This is a genomic window from Exiguobacterium sp. FSL W8-0210, assembly GCF_038006045.1.
Taxonomy (GTDB): Bacteria; Bacillota; Bacilli; order Exiguobacteriales; family Exiguobacteriaceae; genus Exiguobacterium_A.
Genome location: NZ_JBBOUK010000001.1, coordinates 2,998,228 through 3,016,355 on the forward strand (window position 1 = coordinate 2,998,228; position 18,128 = coordinate 3,016,355).

Annotated in this window: 16 protein-coding genes; 8 read left to right on the top strand and 8 right to left on the bottom strand. The window is 46.0% G+C overall.

The features are described 5' to 3' along the window. Positions 1 to 196 precede the first annotated feature (196 nt). The gene (locus tag MKY22_RS15590) at positions 197 to 2,590 is read right to left on the bottom strand and encodes an immune inhibitor A domain-containing protein (RefSeq protein ID WP_341089850.1); all 2,394 of its coding nucleotides are present in this window, start codon (positions 2,588 to 2,590) and stop codon (positions 197 to 199) included. Between the two features lie 256 nt (positions 2,591 to 2,846). Between MKY22_RS15590 and MKY22_RS15595 the strand changes: the two genes are divergently transcribed. The 3 genes from MKY22_RS15595 (at position 2,847) to MKY22_RS15605 (ending at position 6,455) form a co-directional block, all read left to right on the top strand. After that, positions 2,847 to 4,334, top strand: a complete 1,488-nt coding sequence (locus tag MKY22_RS15595; RefSeq protein ID WP_341089852.1) for an HD domain-containing phosphohydrolase — start codon at positions 2,847 to 2,849, stop codon at positions 4,332 to 4,334. A gap of 19 nt (positions 4,335 to 4,353) precedes the next feature. Next, a complete protein-coding gene (locus tag MKY22_RS15600) occupies positions 4,354 to 4,785 on the top strand; it encodes a GyrI-like domain-containing protein (protein WP_035411934.1) in 432 nt (143 codons plus the stop codon). Between the two features lie 173 nt (positions 4,786 to 4,958). After that, positions 4,959 to 6,455, top strand: a complete 1,497-nt coding sequence (locus MKY22_RS15605; protein ID WP_035411931.1) for a M4 family metallopeptidase — start codon at positions 4,959 to 4,961, stop codon at positions 6,453 to 6,455. 107 nt (positions 6,456 to 6,562) lie between these two features. On the opposite strand, the gene MKY22_RS15610 is transcribed toward MKY22_RS15605, so the two are convergent. The 4 genes from MKY22_RS15610 to MKY22_RS15625 form a co-directional block, all read right to left on the bottom strand. Continuing rightward, positions 6,563 to 7,423 (bottom strand): hypothetical protein, encoded by an 861-nt coding sequence (locus tag MKY22_RS15610; protein WP_035411928.1) that lies wholly within the window; start codon positions 7,421 to 7,423, stop codon positions 6,563 to 6,565. A 67-nt stretch (positions 7,424 to 7,490) separates the two neighbouring features. Continuing rightward, on the bottom strand, positions 7,491 to 8,474 hold the full coding sequence (locus MKY22_RS15615) for a YhdH/YhfP family quinone oxidoreductase (RefSeq protein WP_341089862.1): 984 nt from the start codon (positions 8,472 to 8,474) through the stop codon (positions 7,491 to 7,493). 254 nt (positions 8,475 to 8,728) lie between these two features. Next, positions 8,729 to 9,235, bottom strand: coding sequence for a hypothetical protein (locus MKY22_RS15620; protein WP_341089864.1), 507 nt, complete (start codon positions 9,233 to 9,235; stop codon positions 8,729 to 8,731). Positions 9,236 to 9,284: 49 nt separating this feature from the next. After that, positions 9,285 to 10,052, bottom strand: a complete 768-nt coding sequence (locus MKY22_RS15625; RefSeq protein WP_341089865.1) for a hypothetical protein — start codon at positions 10,050 to 10,052, stop codon at positions 9,285 to 9,287. A 141-nt stretch (positions 10,053 to 10,193) separates the two neighbouring features. Between MKY22_RS15625 and MKY22_RS15630 the strand changes: the two genes are divergently transcribed. Beyond that, entirely contained in the window at positions 10,194 to 11,831 is a 1,638-nt protein-coding gene (locus MKY22_RS15630) for a glycosyl hydrolase family 28-related protein (protein ID WP_341089866.1), read from the top strand. Between the two features lie 258 nt (positions 11,832 to 12,089). Here the strand turns inward: MKY22_RS15630 and MKY22_RS15635 are convergent, their stop codons facing one another. The 3 genes from MKY22_RS15635 to MKY22_RS15645 form a co-directional block, all read right to left on the bottom strand. Then, entirely contained in the window at positions 12,090 to 12,911 is an 822-nt protein-coding gene (locus MKY22_RS15635) for a DUF1028 domain-containing protein (RefSeq protein WP_035395554.1), read from the bottom strand. Positions 12,912 to 13,010: 99 nt separating this feature from the next. Continuing rightward, the gene (locus MKY22_RS15640; RefSeq protein WP_341089872.1) at positions 13,011 to 14,414 is read right to left on the bottom strand and encodes a YfcC family protein; all 1,404 of its coding nucleotides are present in this window, start codon (positions 14,412 to 14,414) and stop codon (positions 13,011 to 13,013) included. A gap of 231 nt (positions 14,415 to 14,645) precedes the next feature. After that, positions 14,646 to 14,927 carry a putative quinol monooxygenase gene (locus MKY22_RS15645; RefSeq protein ID WP_035411908.1) on the bottom strand — a complete coding sequence of 94 codons (282 nt, stop codon included), beginning with the start codon at positions 14,925 to 14,927 and terminating at the stop codon, positions 14,646 to 14,648. A 156-nt stretch (positions 14,928 to 15,083) separates the two neighbouring features. Between MKY22_RS15645 and MKY22_RS15650 the strand changes: the two genes are divergently transcribed. From MKY22_RS15650 to MKY22_RS15665, 4 genes are all read left to right on the top strand, one after another. Next, entirely contained in the window at positions 15,084 to 15,569 is a 486-nt protein-coding gene (locus tag MKY22_RS15650; RefSeq protein ID WP_341089876.1) for a cupin domain-containing protein, read from the top strand. An 87-nt stretch (positions 15,570 to 15,656) separates the two neighbouring features. Continuing rightward, positions 15,657 to 16,547 (top strand): aldo/keto reductase, encoded by an 891-nt coding sequence (locus MKY22_RS15655; protein ID WP_341089878.1) that lies wholly within the window; start codon positions 15,657 to 15,659, stop codon positions 16,545 to 16,547. 13 nt (positions 16,548 to 16,560) lie between these two features. Next, a complete protein-coding gene (locus MKY22_RS15660; RefSeq protein ID WP_341089880.1) occupies positions 16,561 to 17,493 on the top strand; it encodes an aldo/keto reductase in 933 nt (310 codons plus the stop codon). A gap of 80 nt (positions 17,494 to 17,573) precedes the next feature. After that, positions 17,574 to 18,026, top strand: coding sequence for an OsmC family protein (locus tag MKY22_RS15665; protein ID WP_133208492.1), 453 nt, complete (start codon positions 17,574 to 17,576; stop codon positions 18,024 to 18,026). Positions 18,027 to 18,128: the final 102 nt, after the last annotated feature.

Below are 18,128 nucleotides of genomic sequence, written 5' to 3' on the forward strand. Positions count from 1 at the left end.
TGGAGCAACGAAAAGATTGTTCGTGACACGATGTGAATCCGTAATGACAATAACAATATTAAGCTAACGTAAGTATAAAATGGATGCGCTTTAAAAGTCAAGTTGCCAGACCAATGTTTTTCCAATTGATTCCACTTCTTCTACGTAACTCAAACAAAAAACAGGTTCAGCTGAAACTGAACCTGTTCTTCTGTTTTTAACGGTGGATCCAGACTGCTCCAGCAGAGTTATCTTTTGCTTCACCGATGACTTGAATCTTCAGCCCGTTGTTCGGAAGCAATTTTCCTGCGTCCGGAATCAACTGGTTGATGTACGATTTTGAATCATCAAACTTCGTCACACCTGGGAGACCTTTGTAGTCGTATGTTCCACGTGATGGCGAATCGATGAGCCATGCAGGTGCTTTATCGTAGCTGAACGCAGCATCTGCGATCTGGTAACGTGTGCTTCCTGTCGTGACCGGCTTACCGTTAAGTGTTCCAACGATTGCTTCAGGGTGCGAGTCAACGACTCCGAGGAATCCTTCACCTGGGTGTACGCCAACCCAGTTATTGTCAAAGCTCGAGTCACCGTACCAGACGACAAGACCTGTGTTGTACTTGACGCCACGTGCATGCTCGAGTGCTTTATCCGAGCCTGCATAGTTACGCCATTCGAGGTAGTATGCGTTATCAGCATAAGAGAAACCATTTGAAGCGATGAAACCATTCAATGTGAATTTCGGAGTGCCTTCTGCATCATCTTCGAAGACGACTTTTCCGTCGACTGTCAACTTCGCGTTATCAAGTGCGAATCCGTCGAGTGCGAGACCCGCATCACCGACATATTCGAACTTCAACGTGACTTTTTTACCAGCAAATTCGCTCAGATCATACGATTTATCAACCCATGCACCTTTTGTTGAATCAGCGCGCTGATCGCCATCTGTATCTTCATCACCGATTTTGTCGATGATTTTTGATTGACCACCGGCAGTTGCCGTGACAGTCAAGAAGTCATAGTTGTATTCAACGTCATACAGTGTCTTGAAGTCGAATTTCGCTTCTTTTGCATTCGTCAAATCGAATTCTGGTGATGTCATCGACGTTTTCAAATCATTTCCTTTTGTACTGTAGTAATATTTTTGACCGAACGCCGGCGCGATACCTTTTACCGGTTTTTTCGGTAGGTTAACCTTGATGATTCCTGGATTTTTTGATTTCGTTACGCTTTGGTCGAGGTACGATGCCGTCCCTGCCTTAGTGAGCGAATCAAAATCAATCTGTTGGATGTTCGCCCAGTTTCCACCCATCACGTTTTGGAAGAACTCTTTGTTTTGTGGCGAGAAACTTGTTGGTTCTGTTCCAGCAACTTTACCATTCCAGCTACCACCACTCATGATCGACCATGAAGCGACCGGTTCACCTTGACCTGTGTACTGTGTATCGTACTCATCAGGAAGTCCAAGATCATGACCAAATTCGTGCGCGAAGACGCCGACTGCACCATCTTCTGGTTGAACCGTGTAATCATATGCAGCCATTTTTCCGCCCCAGTAATTGACGCTTGCCGTCGTATCCGCTACAGGATATACGCTACCAAGTGTCCAGCGGTGTGACCAGATCGCGTCGTCACCGAGCTTACCGCCACCCGCTTCTTGTCCAGTACCCGCGTGAATGATCATCAAGTGATCGACGAGACCGTCTGGCTCATTCAAGTTGCCGTCTCCATCCATATCGTACTGGTCAAACTTATCGTAATCTGCTAAGTTGATGCCAGCTTTAACAGCTGCAGCTAACGAATCTTTGACGAGACCACGTGGTCCTTTTGCTCCCGGTAGATTATCATTCCCGCCTTTTGGATCATCTGAACCGTAATCCTTAGCAGTTCCTGGAACCGTTAGCCAGTTCGAAACCTTCCCGTCAACGGAATAACTTCCACCTGATTGCTCTTCGTAATATTGTTTGAATGTCTTTACTTTTTCTCCATTGAAGAGTTTGAATTCCTTATCACCAAACATTAAGTCTTGATAATGTTTTTGGTTGAAGTCATTCGAATACATATATCCAGGCTCCTGCACGACGTTATTATGCTTGAAGTCGCTATATTCGACGAGAAGAACGAGGACTTTATCCGTCCGTGTTGCTCCGTTATAGGCAGCCTGTTTCGCTTTATCAACTTTGACGAAGCCATTCGGATTGCCTTTTTTATAGTTGTCATGCTTTTTCTTTAATTGTTTAGCCAATTGATCTTTCTGTTTCGATAAGAAATCTTTTGTTTTCTTATCGAATGCGGCTTCTTTACTTGATTCATGATGATCATGATCATGATCGGCTGCCGGTTTCCCATTCGCCTTTTTATCAAGATACTTTTGAACGGCTTGTTGCTTCGTCGCGGCTGAAGCTGCTTTTGAAATGACCCCACGTTTTTCAAGCACTTTGACTAAACGATCCTGATCGACCGTATTTAAGTCCATTGGTGCACCAGAGGCTGCTTTTTCTGCTGCTTGTACGGATTTTACCTGCCCACCAGGTAAGACCGGACCGACAGCAAAAGCAGCTGCCGTAATTCCAGACAGTACGGCTAAGCTAAGCTGTTTCTTTTTTCCCACGTGAATTGACCCCCTATGTAGTAGTGAAAAGTAAAAGATTACTATACTTTTCTGAATATTCAAATCTTAGTTTATTTTACTTCCTTAATCAATCTTTTCTAAGATAATTAGTGCTTTATGACCATACCTATTTTTGAGTATTAATTTCAAAAGTTTTTCAAAAGATTCTTTCACCTTTTTTTCAAAAAAAACATCCTTCCACCGTTTTAGAAAACGGTACGCTGAAAGCACTCTAATTCACTAAAGGGAGGATATAATGAGCGCTTTACAACGTTTTGAACGCCACTTACTAAGAAACTATCTGCTCGGTTCATTCATCGCGGTGTTCGGCGTCGGGTGTCTGTTTATTTTTGAGACCCTTACTTTCACGAGGAATGAACAGTTGATTTTAATGGGTATCATGGGTTTATCTGTCAGTCTGATGGTTTTACTCGAATATATGCTTTATTCTCGGCACATCGGTGCCTTACGACGCTTCTTCCAAAACGAGATTCCTTCACTCGCCTCTTTCCAAGAGGCTTATCAAACGACCCATCACTTTCCGGTTCTGACTGTTCAACGCATCATGGGACCACACTTCTTAGGTCTCTCAGTTCCCGCATCACTCCTGACAGCACTCGCAATCTCTCAAGAGTGGTTAAAGATGCCGTACTACTTGATTGGTCTCGCCTGTTTTGGTGCTGTCCTCGTCGCGATTTTACACGGTCTGATTGAATTTTTTCTAACCTACCGCGTTACGGAGCATATGCTCCTCACGTTAGAGAAGTATGCCTTCGAACATGGCTTTGATGTTCCAAGAAAAACGACGGTCGTCACGTTAAAGCAAAAAATGCTGATCAGCACATTGATTATCGGTGTTTTTCCGATCATGTTGTTCGTGCTCGCCTCAGCCGTTCAGTTAACGGAAAATGAAAGCCTCCGCTCTTATTGGAGCTGGTCGACGCTTATTTTAATCGTCATCTTGTCCGTCGCGACGTTTTGTAGTCTTCTTCTTTATGAGAACATTCGAAAACCGATTGCGATTCTTCAACAAGGTATTCAAGATGTCGAAAACAATCGTCTCGTCTCGTTACCAAATCCGTATTCAGATGAATTCTCGCACCTCGTCTCTGGTTTTAATCTGATGATGGAAGGAATCAAAAAACGCGATGAACAGAATGAGCAATTGCTGGACAGTCTGTTTACGTTATTTGCCGCAACACTTGATGCCCGGGATCCTTATACGGCAGGACACTCGCTTCGTGTCGCTGCTTATTCAGTGGAAATCGCTACGGCTGCCAACCTGCCGTATGAACAAATCGAGCTGTTACGCAAATCAGCTTTGTTGCACGATATCGGAAAAATCGGCATTCGTGACGATGTGTTATTAAAAGAAGGTCGCCTGACTGACGAAGAGTTCCAGATCATTCAGCAACACCCTGTCATCGGTGTGCATATTCTATCCCAAGTTCAGCTGCCAAAGACGTTACAACCAATTCTTCCTGGGGTAAAGTACCATCACGAACGCTATGACGGAAAGGGGTATCCGGAAGGACTCGCAGGAGAGGACATCCCACTCTTCGGTCGGATCATGGCGATTGCTGATGCCTACGCTGCGATGACATCTGACCGTCCTTATCGTAAGGGAATGCCAGTGGAAAAAGCTTTATCCATCTTAGAAGAGGGCATGGGTACACAATGGGACGCCACCTTTACGCGTCTTTTTCTAGACTTGAAACGTTCGCCGATTGAAGACGTGTCGTAAGTACGGAAAGGAGTTTCTCATGCATCCTAAAATCGTGGAACGTCATGAATTTTATTTTGTTGGTCTTGGACTAACATGTGAAGAAAACGAATTGCATACGTTAATGCCGGAACTCTGGCGTGAATTTTCAAGACGCTCACATGAGATTCCTGCAAAACCAGATAGCTATCCGCTCGATATCTCACTCGAACGAAACGGAACCAAATACTCGCAATGTGTCGGGTATCCGGTCTCGTCACTCGACGATATTCCAAAAGGAATGAAAGGTCACCGTATTCCTGCTGCACGTTATATTTTTTGGAAACATGAAGGACCTGATATCGAAATTTGGAAGTCCTTCGAAAAAATTCAACGTTTTGCCTCGAAACAAGGGATTGAACTTGATCCTCATGACTTTAAGATTGATGAGACACGAGATGATGTCCACCATCTCTACCAACGGATTCGTTGAACCATTCGCTTGAATGGTTCTTTTTTTGCGTTGAAATATCTTTCATACTTAATAATTCAGTACAGGTACTACGGACTATATTCAGAAAATTCGATTTAATTCGAATGACTTATTCTCGCTTTCTTAATTCTTTGGCATAGTTAGACTCAACCCAAACAAGGAGGCGATTTATTTTGAAAAAGTTTCTCGCTACATCGCTTGTCGCAAGTGTACTTGTCGTTCCTACGGTCGTAGGTGCAGAAGGTCTTCAAGCTGGTAAACTCACGAAAGCTTCGTCAGAACCAGCTGCAACAATCGTTAAAGATTTCGTGAACAAAAAAGGTGACTTTGCTGTTCAGAATGTCGAAAAAGACGGATCTTCACAAATCGTACGTCTCCAACAAGAAGTGGATGGCGTCCCTGTCTTTGGTAGTGTCGTCGTCGGGAACGTCGCGAAAGACGGTACTTTGAAAGCAATCGTAAACGATGCGATCAACGTCAAAGGAAAACCAGGTCTCGCGAAAAAAGCAACTCTTTCTGAAAAGAAAGCAATCAAGTTATACCAAAAAGCAATCAAGGCTTCTGAATTCGAAGTCGCTCCAAAAGCAGAACTCGTCATCTATCCTGTTAAAAATGATGCAGTCTATGCGTATAAAGTGACATCGACGGTCCTCGCTGGTAAAGAACCATCACGCTGGACATATTTCATTGATGCAAACTCAGGTAAAGTACTTAACAAGTTCGACCAACTCGCTCACGCAACAGGCACGGACGTTCTCGGACGTAGTGTCACATTCAACACGACGTTGAGTGCTGGGAAATACTATCTGCAAGATACGACACGCGGTAAAGGGATCTACACATACGATGCGAAAAACCGGACCTCACTTCCGGGAACACTCTGGGCTGATGCAGATAACGTCTTCAACGCGACATATGACCGCGCTGCGGTCAGTGCACACGTCAATGCTGCCAAAACATATGACTTCTATAAGAACACATATGGTCGCAACAGTTATGACAATGCCGGTGCACGCTTGAACTCAACTGTTCACTATTCGACGAGCTACAACAACGCATTCTGGGATGGAACGAAAATGGTCTACGGTGACGGAGACGGTTCAACATTCACGTACCTCTCAGGCGCACTTGACGTCGTTGCGCACGAATTGACACACGCTGTCACAGAATATTCAGCTGGTCTCGTTTACCAAAACGAGTCAGGCGCGATCAACGAAGCCGTTTCTGATATCATGGGTACAGTAGCTGAGTACTCTGTTGGATCGAACTTCGACTGGCTCGTAGGAGAAGACATCTACACGCCTGGTGTCAGCGGTGATGCACTCCGTTCGATGTCGAACCCAGCTGCTTACGGTGATCCAGATCACTACTCTAAACGTTACACAGGTACACAAGATAACGGTGGTGTCCACACGAACTCTGGTATCGTCAACAAAGCCGCTTACCTCCTCGGTAACGGTGGAACACACACAGGCGTAACTGTCACAGGTGTCGGTGTACCGAAACTCGGTGCGATCTACTACCGTGCTCTCACTGTTTACTTGACTCCGAACTCGAACTTCAGCTCACTCCGTGCAGCAGTCGTTCAATCGGCAAAAGACCTTTATGGTTCAACAAGTGCAGAAGCAACAGCTGCAGCGAAATCATTTGATGCAGTAGGCGTCTACTAAGAAAATCTCCTCCCAAAGGATTTTCATATTTCCTCCCGAGTGTCGGACTCGGGAGGTTTTTTGCGCAAAAAAAAGACGGATTCGCTTGAAGCGAATCCGCTGTTCATTCATTCTTGTCCAGGATCACGCGCAAGACGCAGACGCATCTTTCCGTTGTCCGGGAACACTTTTAGTTGTAAGGATTCTCCCTCGTACCACGTACCATAGTTCGTATCGACGACGGGTTCACCGAGCGTTGACAAGGCGTTCGTTGAGGCATTCGTCCAGTCGATCGCTTCAATGATTCCGTCCGAGACGACGAGCAGGTATCCGGCGTTCGAGAAGTAATACGTATTGACCGCGTCCTGTTGCGTATTACCAACAGCACCATATTTTGCTTCGAAGTCAGCAATTGGTTTTCCGAGATACTGCTCCGGCTTATCAATCGGTTGGTTGGCAACTGCTTGCGAGAGTGCCGTAAGGACTGCTTTATCTGATGTTCCTTTTGGTGCTTCTAATCGGACATCGGTCTCAGGCAAATACCCTTCGATACTATCATTGAGTTTCAAGTGGACCATTCCGTCTTTTGCATCCAATACCTCATAGACATCACCTAAATCTGCTTTATAGATGACACTACTTCGGCTTGCATCGCGATAGACGTTCGCGAACGGACGTGTCACCCAAGCTGCTTGCGCATACTCTGCCACCTTTTTCTTTGATTTCTTCTTCTCTTTTTTCGCTTCTTTTGGATCCTTTGTCGAGGCTGTCTCTTTCTTCGACTTTTCGTTTTTCGTTGCTTGATCCGTCGTTTTCGGCTTCTCAAGCGTCGATGTTGCTTGAGAGGCATCGTTATTCGTCAACATATACAACCAGCCACCTACGATGAATAGCGTTGCTAAAATACCGCCAAACGCAATCCCTCGGCGATTGCGTTTCTGTTTCCGTCGTTCTTGTCGAGACTGTCGTTCTTGTTGGTGTTCACTCATGTATGGTTCCTCCTGAAAAGTCGACACAGTTTTTCCCCACTATACCACCAATGTTTACTCGAAATATTTAAATTTCGATGACAGTTCGACCACGGTGACGAGAAGTCAGCAGAGCTTCTGCGATTTTAGGTAAGTCGTTCAGTGTTTTGACGTCGACTTCTGGTTCAAGATCGACGCGCCACTCATCCGCCAGCCGTTGCCATAAGATCTCTCGATATGCAATCGGTGTTTGTACCGCATCGATTCCGATCAAGCGAACGCCACGCAGGATGAAGGGATAGACTGTCAGTGTCATCTCTGCCCCACCGACGTTACCACACGTCGTCACGACACCACCATACTGTACGAAGCGAATGACGGATGCGAGCAATGGACCCCCTACCGTATCAATGACACCTGCATACGTTCCTTTTTTTAATGGACGGTCTGTTTCTTCTAAGAACGTAGTGCGGTCTAATACCTCTGCCACACCTTTTTTAAGTAATCGTTCTTGTTCTACTCGTTTCCCGGTTACGGCGTGTACTGTATAGCCTAATCGAATCAGTAAGGCGATCGCAATCGTACCGACACCTCCTGTCGCTCCAGTCACAAGGATGGGTCCTGTCTCCTTTGAGACAATTCGTGATAGTTCATCGACTGATTGCGCTGCTGTCAATCCTGCCGTTCCATGTCGCATCGCTTCTAATGGGCGAATGGATTCTGGAAGTTGCGTCACCCAATCGGCTGGTACGCGTATGTATTCTTGAAATCCGCCAGAGGTATTCATTCCAAAATCAAAGCCATTGACGACGACCGCTTGACCGCTTTGAAACCGTTCATCTGTCGTTTGTTCGATATATCCTGCTGCGTCAACGCCTGGTGTGTGCGGATAGGATTTCGTCACCCCTCGATTACCCGACATCGATAAGGCATCCTTATAATTGACACAGGAATGCGTGACACGAATTAAGACGTCTCCTTCCGGTAAATCATCGACTTGTTTCGCCTCAACCTTCCCTTCATAGTTCCCATCCACCTCTCGTACGACGAATGCTGAAAAAGTGTGTTTCATGATGTCTCTCCTTTCTCTTGTGCTTCTCTATACCCTGTTGTTTCCATCGACACACTAAAAATCCCTGTCGTTTCTCAAAGAAACGACAGGGATCGGGGACGGAAAAAACATCAGCGTTCCATAGGTGGTCAAAGGTAACAGGTCAGCCTGTCAATGGTTCATGGTCATCGGTTTGCCATCGCCATCTCTTCTCCACAGAGGAAAATTGAGGTCCGTCCCCTCTCCTTGACGTGGAGTCTCACCACGTCAAGGAGTTACATATAACGTCCACCATCAAAGTCAATTGTCGTTTGATAGTTCGCGGCATTGATCGCATTCGATACTTTGTGTGCTTGCCGTTCCACTTCCTCCGCTTTTAAGCGATAGGCATCTGGATCGAATAAGGCATGACGAATGATCGTCGTCCCTTCAAATCCGTATTGGAACTCGCGTTTTGGTCGACTTGCGAGCATCTGATAATTTTGTGCCTTTGCCCGCAATTGGGTCGCCCACTCGATTGCTTCGACGAGCGGCATTTCTCCTTCATCCGTCGCGATCACGGTGTTTAAATTTGCTGCATAAACGAGACGATCTAAGACCCGCATGTCGTAACGCACAATGTCCATTGCGGCTTCTACGTCAGTTATCGTTCGTCCTTGTTGCGTCGGGAGTGCTTCTCCCTTTTCTAAATCAATGAACGCGACGCGCTCCATTTCTTCGATTAGCTGATCGAGTTGTTTCCTCAAAATACTCTTTAATTTCACGGCATCTGCTAGGTACATCATCATCTCCCCTTTCCTGTTCCATTTACGTCATTCCTTTCAAAAGGTTTCAATCAAACTGATGGACAAAGGCACCAAATTCTCCCTGAATCGTTTGCTTGTCCATCTCCGATATCGTAGCAGTTCGTTCTGTGTAGCGTTCTAAGAGGTAGGCTTTTATTAGGATATGTGACGGTTGGAATCCGATCCGCAGGCACCATTCCTGAAGTGTTTCTGTATCATGTCGCTGTAAACGGACCGGGAGAATCTGATTGAACTGGATAAGCTGTTTGCGAATCCAGACATCTGGTAGCTCGACCGGATTCTCAGTTAAAACAAAGTCGTTGGCTAAGGGCTGTAACGGGATGTCGGCTCTGATCGATTCCTCGTCCTGCTTCTTGGTCTTTCGACGTTTCCGCCAAACGATATAGCTTATGATGAATAGAGGTAGAACAATCAGACTCATCAGTAACATCGATGAGGACGATTCCCCTTTTTCATTTATACCTCGCTTAGCATTTTCAACCCCTACAACGATGAGCTTATTCTTTTTCGGTTTGAGGTCTTTCTGCTTTTTGGGCTTTTCATTCGTGTCCCAAACACGTAAATCTTCGTCATTCTTCGTCTGCTTTTTAGGCAACCACGAAAGAAATGGAATGTTTAACAGCTTGCCGTTTTTCTTGCAGTTCGGTTTACAGGATCCGTTCGTTTCAACTCCTGACATCTTTATCGCTTGTGGCTTCAATGCTTGAAAAGCCGCTTCCGTCAGCGGCTTACTAATCCCTAATATCAGCAAAATCAATCCGATACCAATTACGAGTCGTTTGCGAAGTGACATCAAAAGCCCTCCTTTTTATAAATCCATTATAATCCAACTGTATAGTTTTAGTGTATTTTTATGGATGTTATGAAACAAGGAATGATTGTTCAATTAGAGGGGAAAAGGTAGACAGACCTATTCAGAGAGGAGAACTATTTCATGTTGAAACTCGATCACACGCATGATCCGTATCAAAATGCGGCGCTGATTCAAGAATACGTTGAAACATCAAGCAACGAACAGGCTGTTCGACAAGCAGAACGACTACTACACGATAGTACATTTATTGCACCACGACGTGATCCTAACCTCAGTCGAACACTTCGTTCGATGATCTCACCGTTATTTTTGACAAACCGTGATAAACATATTTTACCGCTGACACCAGCTTTCGTAACGCCACACGATGAGATTCGACCGAGTTGGTTCGGGCGGCTCAATCATGAGTTCGAACGTTTGATCAGTGAAGTCGAAATCGTTGATATCACTTCCTATGGTGCGGTCGGTGATGGACAGACAGATGATACACAAGCGTTCATCGAAGCGCTCGGTGATGGACATCGACAAGTCCATGTTCCAGCCGGTACGTACATCGTTCGAGGAATTCGTTTACCTAGTTATACGATTTTAACGGGAGCTGGCAAAGGGAAAACGATTATAAAGATGCACGATGACGCACCTAAAGGACGACGTCTTGTGACGAACCAAAATTATCTCCTTGGCAATCATCACCTGCTTGTTGAGAAAATGACGCTTGATTGGAACATCAAACGAATCGGTGACGCAAAGAAAAGTAGCACATGGGGCAATCACTCCAGTTGTCTCACATACGCACATGTCACTTATGGTTGGGTCTTTGATGTCGAAGCTGTCAATCCAGGACTCCATTGTTTTGATATCTCGACACCGTATTACAATTACAACGGGGACGGTGCTCGAGCAAATTTAAGTAGTTCATTCATCTGGTTCGATGGATTGATCGGTTCTGGATTCGGCGATGACGGGATTACGACGCATCATAGTGATCATCTCTTCATCTCGAACTGTTTCATGCATGACCCAAGTGGACGTGCTCATGCAGAAGGTTTCTCGAATTCAAATGGTATTGAAATCGATGATGGATCACGCGACGTTTGGTTGTTCAACAACGCAACAAGTCGTTGTTTCGGTGGACTTGAGATTAAGGCACATGCAACCTCTTCTGCTGCCTCGACCGTCAAAATCGTCGGGCACCTATCGATTGATGATCATCGCGCCTTTAACTTCCGACACATCGGTCACCATCAAGCGACTGATCCGACGTCTCAGACGGCTTATAATATCATCGCAACGCGTTTGATTGCTCAGACTCCTAAATATACAGAACTCTATGCGAATTCAAAACCGCGTGCGCTCGTCGTTTCCGCTTATCGTAATGTCGTCATACATGATTTTACGGTGCTCGGTGATCCATATTATGACTATCAAGAACAACCGATGATCGGAATTCAATATAAGGCACGAAACGTCACGCTCAGTCAGTTGAAGATGAGCGGATTCCGTCAAGCGAAAACGGATATTCAAATCTTTGGTGGAGAAAACGGAGCTGAGGACGTACGCCTTCGTGATATCCGCATTGAGGATTCCGCCAAACACGGGATTACGATCGGTCCAGACATCACGCGTGTCAAGCTAACGAACGTGGCATTAAAAGGAGACGGAACAGTTGGCTTGAACGCTAAATCGGAACCGGAAATGGAACGGTTCATCGCGACCGGATTCAAAGTACCGATTCGCACCAAGTCGACACAAGTATGAACAAAATGACGAGGCTGACTCAAAAAAAGAATGACGCGTCTTTTCACGCCCTTTCCTCAGGCGAGACACAAGCCAGTTTTCCTGCTTCGTTGAAGCAGGAAAACGGGTCTTGTTTGTCTCTGACAGCGCGATGCGCTTTTTCCTGTAGGAGTGGCGTGTGACGCGCCATTCTTTTTGTTACGAGATAAGGGAGGCAGATCATCATTCTGCCACTCGTATCTTTGGGAAAATCGACTTTTGAGTCAGCTCCGTCATTTTTCATTGGGATCGAATATACGCGAGAACGCGTGTATCAATCGCACGATCCGCTTGTTCGCGCATCTCGAAGTTTTCCGTATGCAGATATGTCCGGAACGCGTCTTCGAAATCACCCCGGTAGCCGAGCGCTAATAATTTATCCATCAACTCTGACTCTAAGACATCATCGATTGGCTTGATTTCTTCTGGCTTACTCGGTTGCAAATAAAGTGTATGCAGTTGATAGATCCGTTCGAGCTCTTCAATCGGACTCGGATGATCGTCAACGCGTAAATCAATATAGCGGTCGTTGAATCCACCGTATCCGCCCCCCTCCTTGACGACGAGGAGTGCCGCTGATTGCATTCCGCGTGAATCCCCGCCTGCTGCTTGACCTGCTGCTAACGCACGCAACAAACGTTCTGCAAGCGGACCTTGCGTTGATTCAAAGACGCGTGCCATCTCTTTCACCGTATTGCCGTCTACAAGAATATTCCCTTGTGCTGCAAAGTGTTTACCGGCAATACCACCTGCCCAGTCGTTACATCCCTCACCCGTGAATGTCGCACTCTTGCCATTCGCATCGATGATCCCGACCTGGCGATCCGCTCGTCCTTCATCTGCTTCCGTCAATCGACGTAACACCTCGTCCGCTGAAGCGCCTTGTTCGATCATCCGCAATCCTTCAGGACCATACGTCGTGTTTGCAAACGACTGTGTCGCTACCGCACCCACTCCCGCCTTCGCAAATGGTACGGCACTCCCTACCGCTAAAAACTTCGACTGAACGGCAACACCCCACGCTTGTTCTTTTTCACAATACCCAACGATTGAATATGTCACTTCAGTTCCCCCTTTAGTCATTACCTATTCCGTTCGTGATAACTCTTCCCGATTCCTGCAACTGAAAAACCTTCCGGACAGATGTCCGAAAGGTCGACTTCATTGAATACCAAGCGTTACGGCAAGTAATAAGGCGGCACATGCTAAAGCAATCCAAATCGCGAAGAGTTTCCAGACGAAACGTAACCATTGCTCATACGGAATACCTGCGATTGCGAGAAATGCCATCAAATGTGCGCTCGTCGGGAAAATCATGTTCGTCAGTCCATCCCCATATTGGAATGCTAAGACAGCCACTTGACGCTCGATCCCCAATAAATCGGACAATGGCGCCATGATGGGCATCGTCGTCGCCGCTTGTCCACTCCCCGATGGAATAAAAAAGTTCGTAATCAATTGCACGGCGTACATCCCGATGACGGCAAAGAACGTCGGTAAATGTCCTACGGCATTCGATAAGCCGTAAATGACCGTATCGATAACACGTCCTTCTTCGAGAATGACGACGATCGCACGAGCAAATCCAACAATCAATGCGCCGAACGTCACGGCTTTCGCACCGTCAATCAAACTCTCGAACGTACCGTTCACACCAAGCGTAACGATTCCCGCAATCATACCGATGATCAAGAAGGATGCGGTTAATTCCGTCAAATACCAGCCCCACTCAAAGATTCCGATCACATTGAGCGTAATGCCTCCGATTAAAACCAGTAAAACAAAGGCATGACGTTTCGAAAAGCGTGAAATCGTCGTCGCTGCTTCTTCCGAACGACGTTGTTCGAGATCATAAACAAGACTGCGCGCCGGATCATGTTTGACTTTCCGTGCGTAGTTCATGACATAAAGAATCGTCACCGCTAAAAATACGATATACACAGCCGTTCGATATCCGAGACCACTAAAGAGCGGTACTTCCGCAATTGATTGAGCGACACCTACCGTAAACGGATTCAACATCCCGCCGGCAAAACCAACCGCCGCCCCTAGACTGACGATCGCGGCTCCTGTCATCGCATCATATCCAAGGGCACGCGCTAACATGATCCCAATCGGCACGAAGATGATCGTTTCCTCTGCCATACCAATCGTCGCCCCGGCAATCGAAAAGACGAACATCGTCATCGGAATCATGATGTGCCCCTTTTGACCAAACCGACGGATTAATTGATTGATCCCCGCCTCGATGGCGCCGGTTTGACGAATGATACCGAAGACACCACCGACAAGAAAGATGTAGAAGATGATCGCAGCACCTGCTTCCATACCTTTTGGGATTGCTTCAAATAAACCAAAAAGATTGACAGGTGCAGACTCTACCGCGCGATATGTACCGTCGATGACGACAGTCTGTCCGTCTTGCTTTTCACGATCGAATTGTCCTGCTGGAAGTGTATACGTCAAGATGACTGAGATGATGAGAATCGCCATGATGATGGCATATGTATGAGGCATCTTGAAGAATGATCGCTTCGACCCTGCTGCATTCGTTCGTTCATTCATGATAAAAGCCTCCTTTTTGTGTCATTATAAGAATAATGCCCTAATCAGGGAAAAACTAACAGTTTCAATGAAATGTCATACGATTGTAAAAGAAAAGTGGAATACTGCTAACTTAAAGTTTCGTTAAAAGTAGAGGCTTTGATCAACCGTGTCGCATGAAACAAAAAAGGAAGGTATTCTAGGCCATGAACCCCGAATACCTTCCTTATGTGTTACGTCAATCTCTTATGATTATGCTTGGAACGATTGAACGTCTAATGGTTTAGCAAGAGCCGTTTGAGCAAACGCAACGAATTGTCCGAAATGGGCACTCGTGTTGTGTGCTTCAATTGCAGCTTGGTCTTCCCATTTTTCAATCATCATGAAGACATTTTCGTCTTCTGTACTTTGGAACAGATCGTAGCTGATGTTTCCAGCTTCAGCACGCGATCCTTCTACTAATGTTTTAGTTGCTGCTAAAAATTCTTCTCGTTTTGCGGGTTGTACTTCTAACTTTGCTTCGATGGCGATCATCGGAAAGCCTCCTTTGTAATTTCGTTAACTTAAGCATCGTAGCACCTCCCGATTCGTTACGCCATAAAGATGCTCGGACGATTGATGATATTTAATTACGGGTAATTACAGAGGGAATTATTACTTTGTACCACATCAGAGAAGGGAGCAACGAAGATGCGTGTTGAGGTATTTTACTTTGAGGATGACGGACATATTCCGAATAACCCTAATTTTCCGGTGTTGATTTATCGGCATGCATTTGAAGAACCGTCACGCATCGAACAGACTTTCCATTCACATGACTGGCGCAATAGCTGGGTGGATGGCATTTTTGATTTTCATCATTATCATAGTATCGCCCATGAAGTAATCGGTATCCTCGAAGGACATGCGACCGTCCAACTCGGTGGTCCACTCGGTAAGACCTTCACCTTGACGAGTGGAGACGTTCTCTTACTTCCTGCAGGCACAGGACACAAAGCACTTGATACAAGTCGACACTTCCGTGTGATCGGTGCCTATCCGAATGGTCAAGACTACGACACACTGACAGGTCAAACAAGTGAACGTCCGGAAAATCTTCAACGGATTCGTCAGGTGATACGTCCCAATCAAGATCCTGTACTCGGTAATCACGGTCCTTTATTTGAGCATTGGTGACATCTCCTTCTTGTGAAGAAGACGTTTTTGTTCGGAGTTCGCGTGGTAAACCCTACTATTGTCTCTCTATTTAAAGGAGGAAGAACGATGAACACAACAGAAAAGACGTTGATACTTGCTGCATTAAAGCAAAAAACAGTGACGTTTTCCGATCAGACACATGTTCGGGCACTCGGACAAGGCACATGGCGGATGGGAGAAGAGTCGGAGAAGCACGAAGCAGAAATCGAAGCACTCCGTGTCGGTCTCGATAGTGGAATGGAACTCATCGATACGGCAGAGATGTACGGGGAAGGTGCTTCTGAAGAATTGATTCGCGACGCGATTGCAGATCGACGAGAGGAAGTCTTTCTCGTCTCGAAAGTGTATCCGCATCACGCTGGCGGAGAAGCATTGAAGCAGGCTTGTTCCAAATCGCTTGAACGTCTCGGTACGGATTATCTTGATCTCTATCTTCTTCACTGGCGTGGCGACATTCCACTAAAGGAAACCGTTGAAGGACTGGAAGCCTTAAAACAAGAGGGCAAGATTCGCCGTTGGGGTGTATCGAATTTTGACGTATCAGACATGAAAGAACTGTTGGCACTACCAAACGGTGACCAGTGTGCTGTCAATCAGGTACTCTATCACCTCGGCTCACGCGGAATCGAGTATGAACTGCTCCCGTTACTACGCGAACATGGTATTCCAGTAATGGCGTATTGCCCACTAGCTGAAGGTGGTTCACTGCGTGATCAACTCCTAAATCATCCGACCGTCGAGGAACTCGCTGAGACACATGGTGTTGAACCGGCACAGATCTTACTTGCTTGGGCGATGCGTGAAGGTGACGTCATCGCTATTCCTAAAGCCGGACAAGCACATCATGTCGAAGCCAATGGTCGCGCTGCGCTTCTGAATTTAACAGAGGAAGAGCTAGCTGCACTTGATCAAGCGTTCCCAGCACCAACAAAAAAAGAACCACTCGATATCGTTTAAGGAGGTCATTTTCATGACAAAACATGTTCAACTCGGTCAATCTAACTTATTCGTTCACCCCATCGGTCTCGGTACGAATGCTGTCGGTGGACACAACTTGTATCCGAATCTCGATGAGCAAGCCGGACGCGATCTCGTTCGTGTCGCTTTGAAGCAAGGAATCAATTTCCTCGACACAGCTTTTATCTACGGACCAGAACGTTCGGAGGAACTCGTCGGTGAGGTCTGGAACGATACGGTCGCTCGAGAAGATGTCGTCCTCGCGACGAAAGGTGCGCATCAGTTCGTTGACGGAAACGTCGTCATGAACAATTCACCAGACTTTCTCCGTCAATCGGTCGAAGAGAGTTTAAAACGTCTTCAGACAAACTATATCGATTTGTATTACATTCATTTTCCGGATGAATCGACACCAAAGGATGAAGCGGTCGCAGCACTCGCTGAACTGAAAAAAGAAGGAAAGATTCGCGCAATCGGTGTCTCGAATTTCTCACTCGAACAACTGAAGGAAGCGAACAAAGACGGACATGTCGACGTCTATCAAGGGGAATACAACCTATTCAAACGGGATGCGGAAAAAGAATTACTCCCGTATATCGTTGAGAACGGTATGTCCTTCGTCCCGTACTTCCCACTCGCTGCTGGATTATTGGCAGGGAAATATACGAAAGAGACGACGTTTGATGATCTACGAAAAAATGATCCCTTGTTCCAAAAAGATGTCTTCGAACAAAATCTCGCAAAAGTCGATCAACTACGTCCGATCGCAGAAGCACACGATGCGGAAGTCGCACACGTCGTACTCGCGTGGTATTTAGCACAGGACGGCATCGATGCCATCATTCCTGGTGCCAAACGACCAGATCAGGTGACGGATACGTTGCGTACGTTAGACGTTCAGTTGTCGCAAGAGGATATCAAAAAAATCGACCAAATTTTTAGCTGATCGATCTCTTCCTATGTATATGAGCAGAATAGGCGAAAAATCATACTAAACTTCGTATGATGGAGGCATGGAGGCGATTGATCATGAAGCACCATTTTCATTTAACTGCAGACTGGCCGGGCAATCGCAATGATGTCGGTCAGATCGAGACGGGTGAACTAAAAACAAAAATCTCAATTCCGGACGCCATGGATGGTCCAGGGGTTGGTACGAATCCAGATGAGATGTTACTTGGGGCTGCTGCTACGTGCTATATCATCACGCTTGCCGCGATGCTTGAGCGTAGTCACATTCCAAAAGTCTCGTTAACGATGGAATCTGAAGGCATCGTCGATGTCACGAACGGTGTCTTCACATACGACGCGATCATTCATCGTCCGAAACTCTTATTGCCATCTGATCTGTCGGATCGTGATGTGGAGAAGGCACAACGTCTTGCTGAAAAAGCGGAAGGTTCGTGTATGATTACGCGGGCGCTAGCTGGTAATGTTAAAGTATCGCTTGAGGCTGTTGTGGAGCGAATCTCAAATTAACAAATAAAAATCATCGTTTAACTTTTTAGTTAAATGATGATTTTTTTACTTTATTTATCTATTTATTGGTATATTATTGATGATTTATTCATTGTAAATACC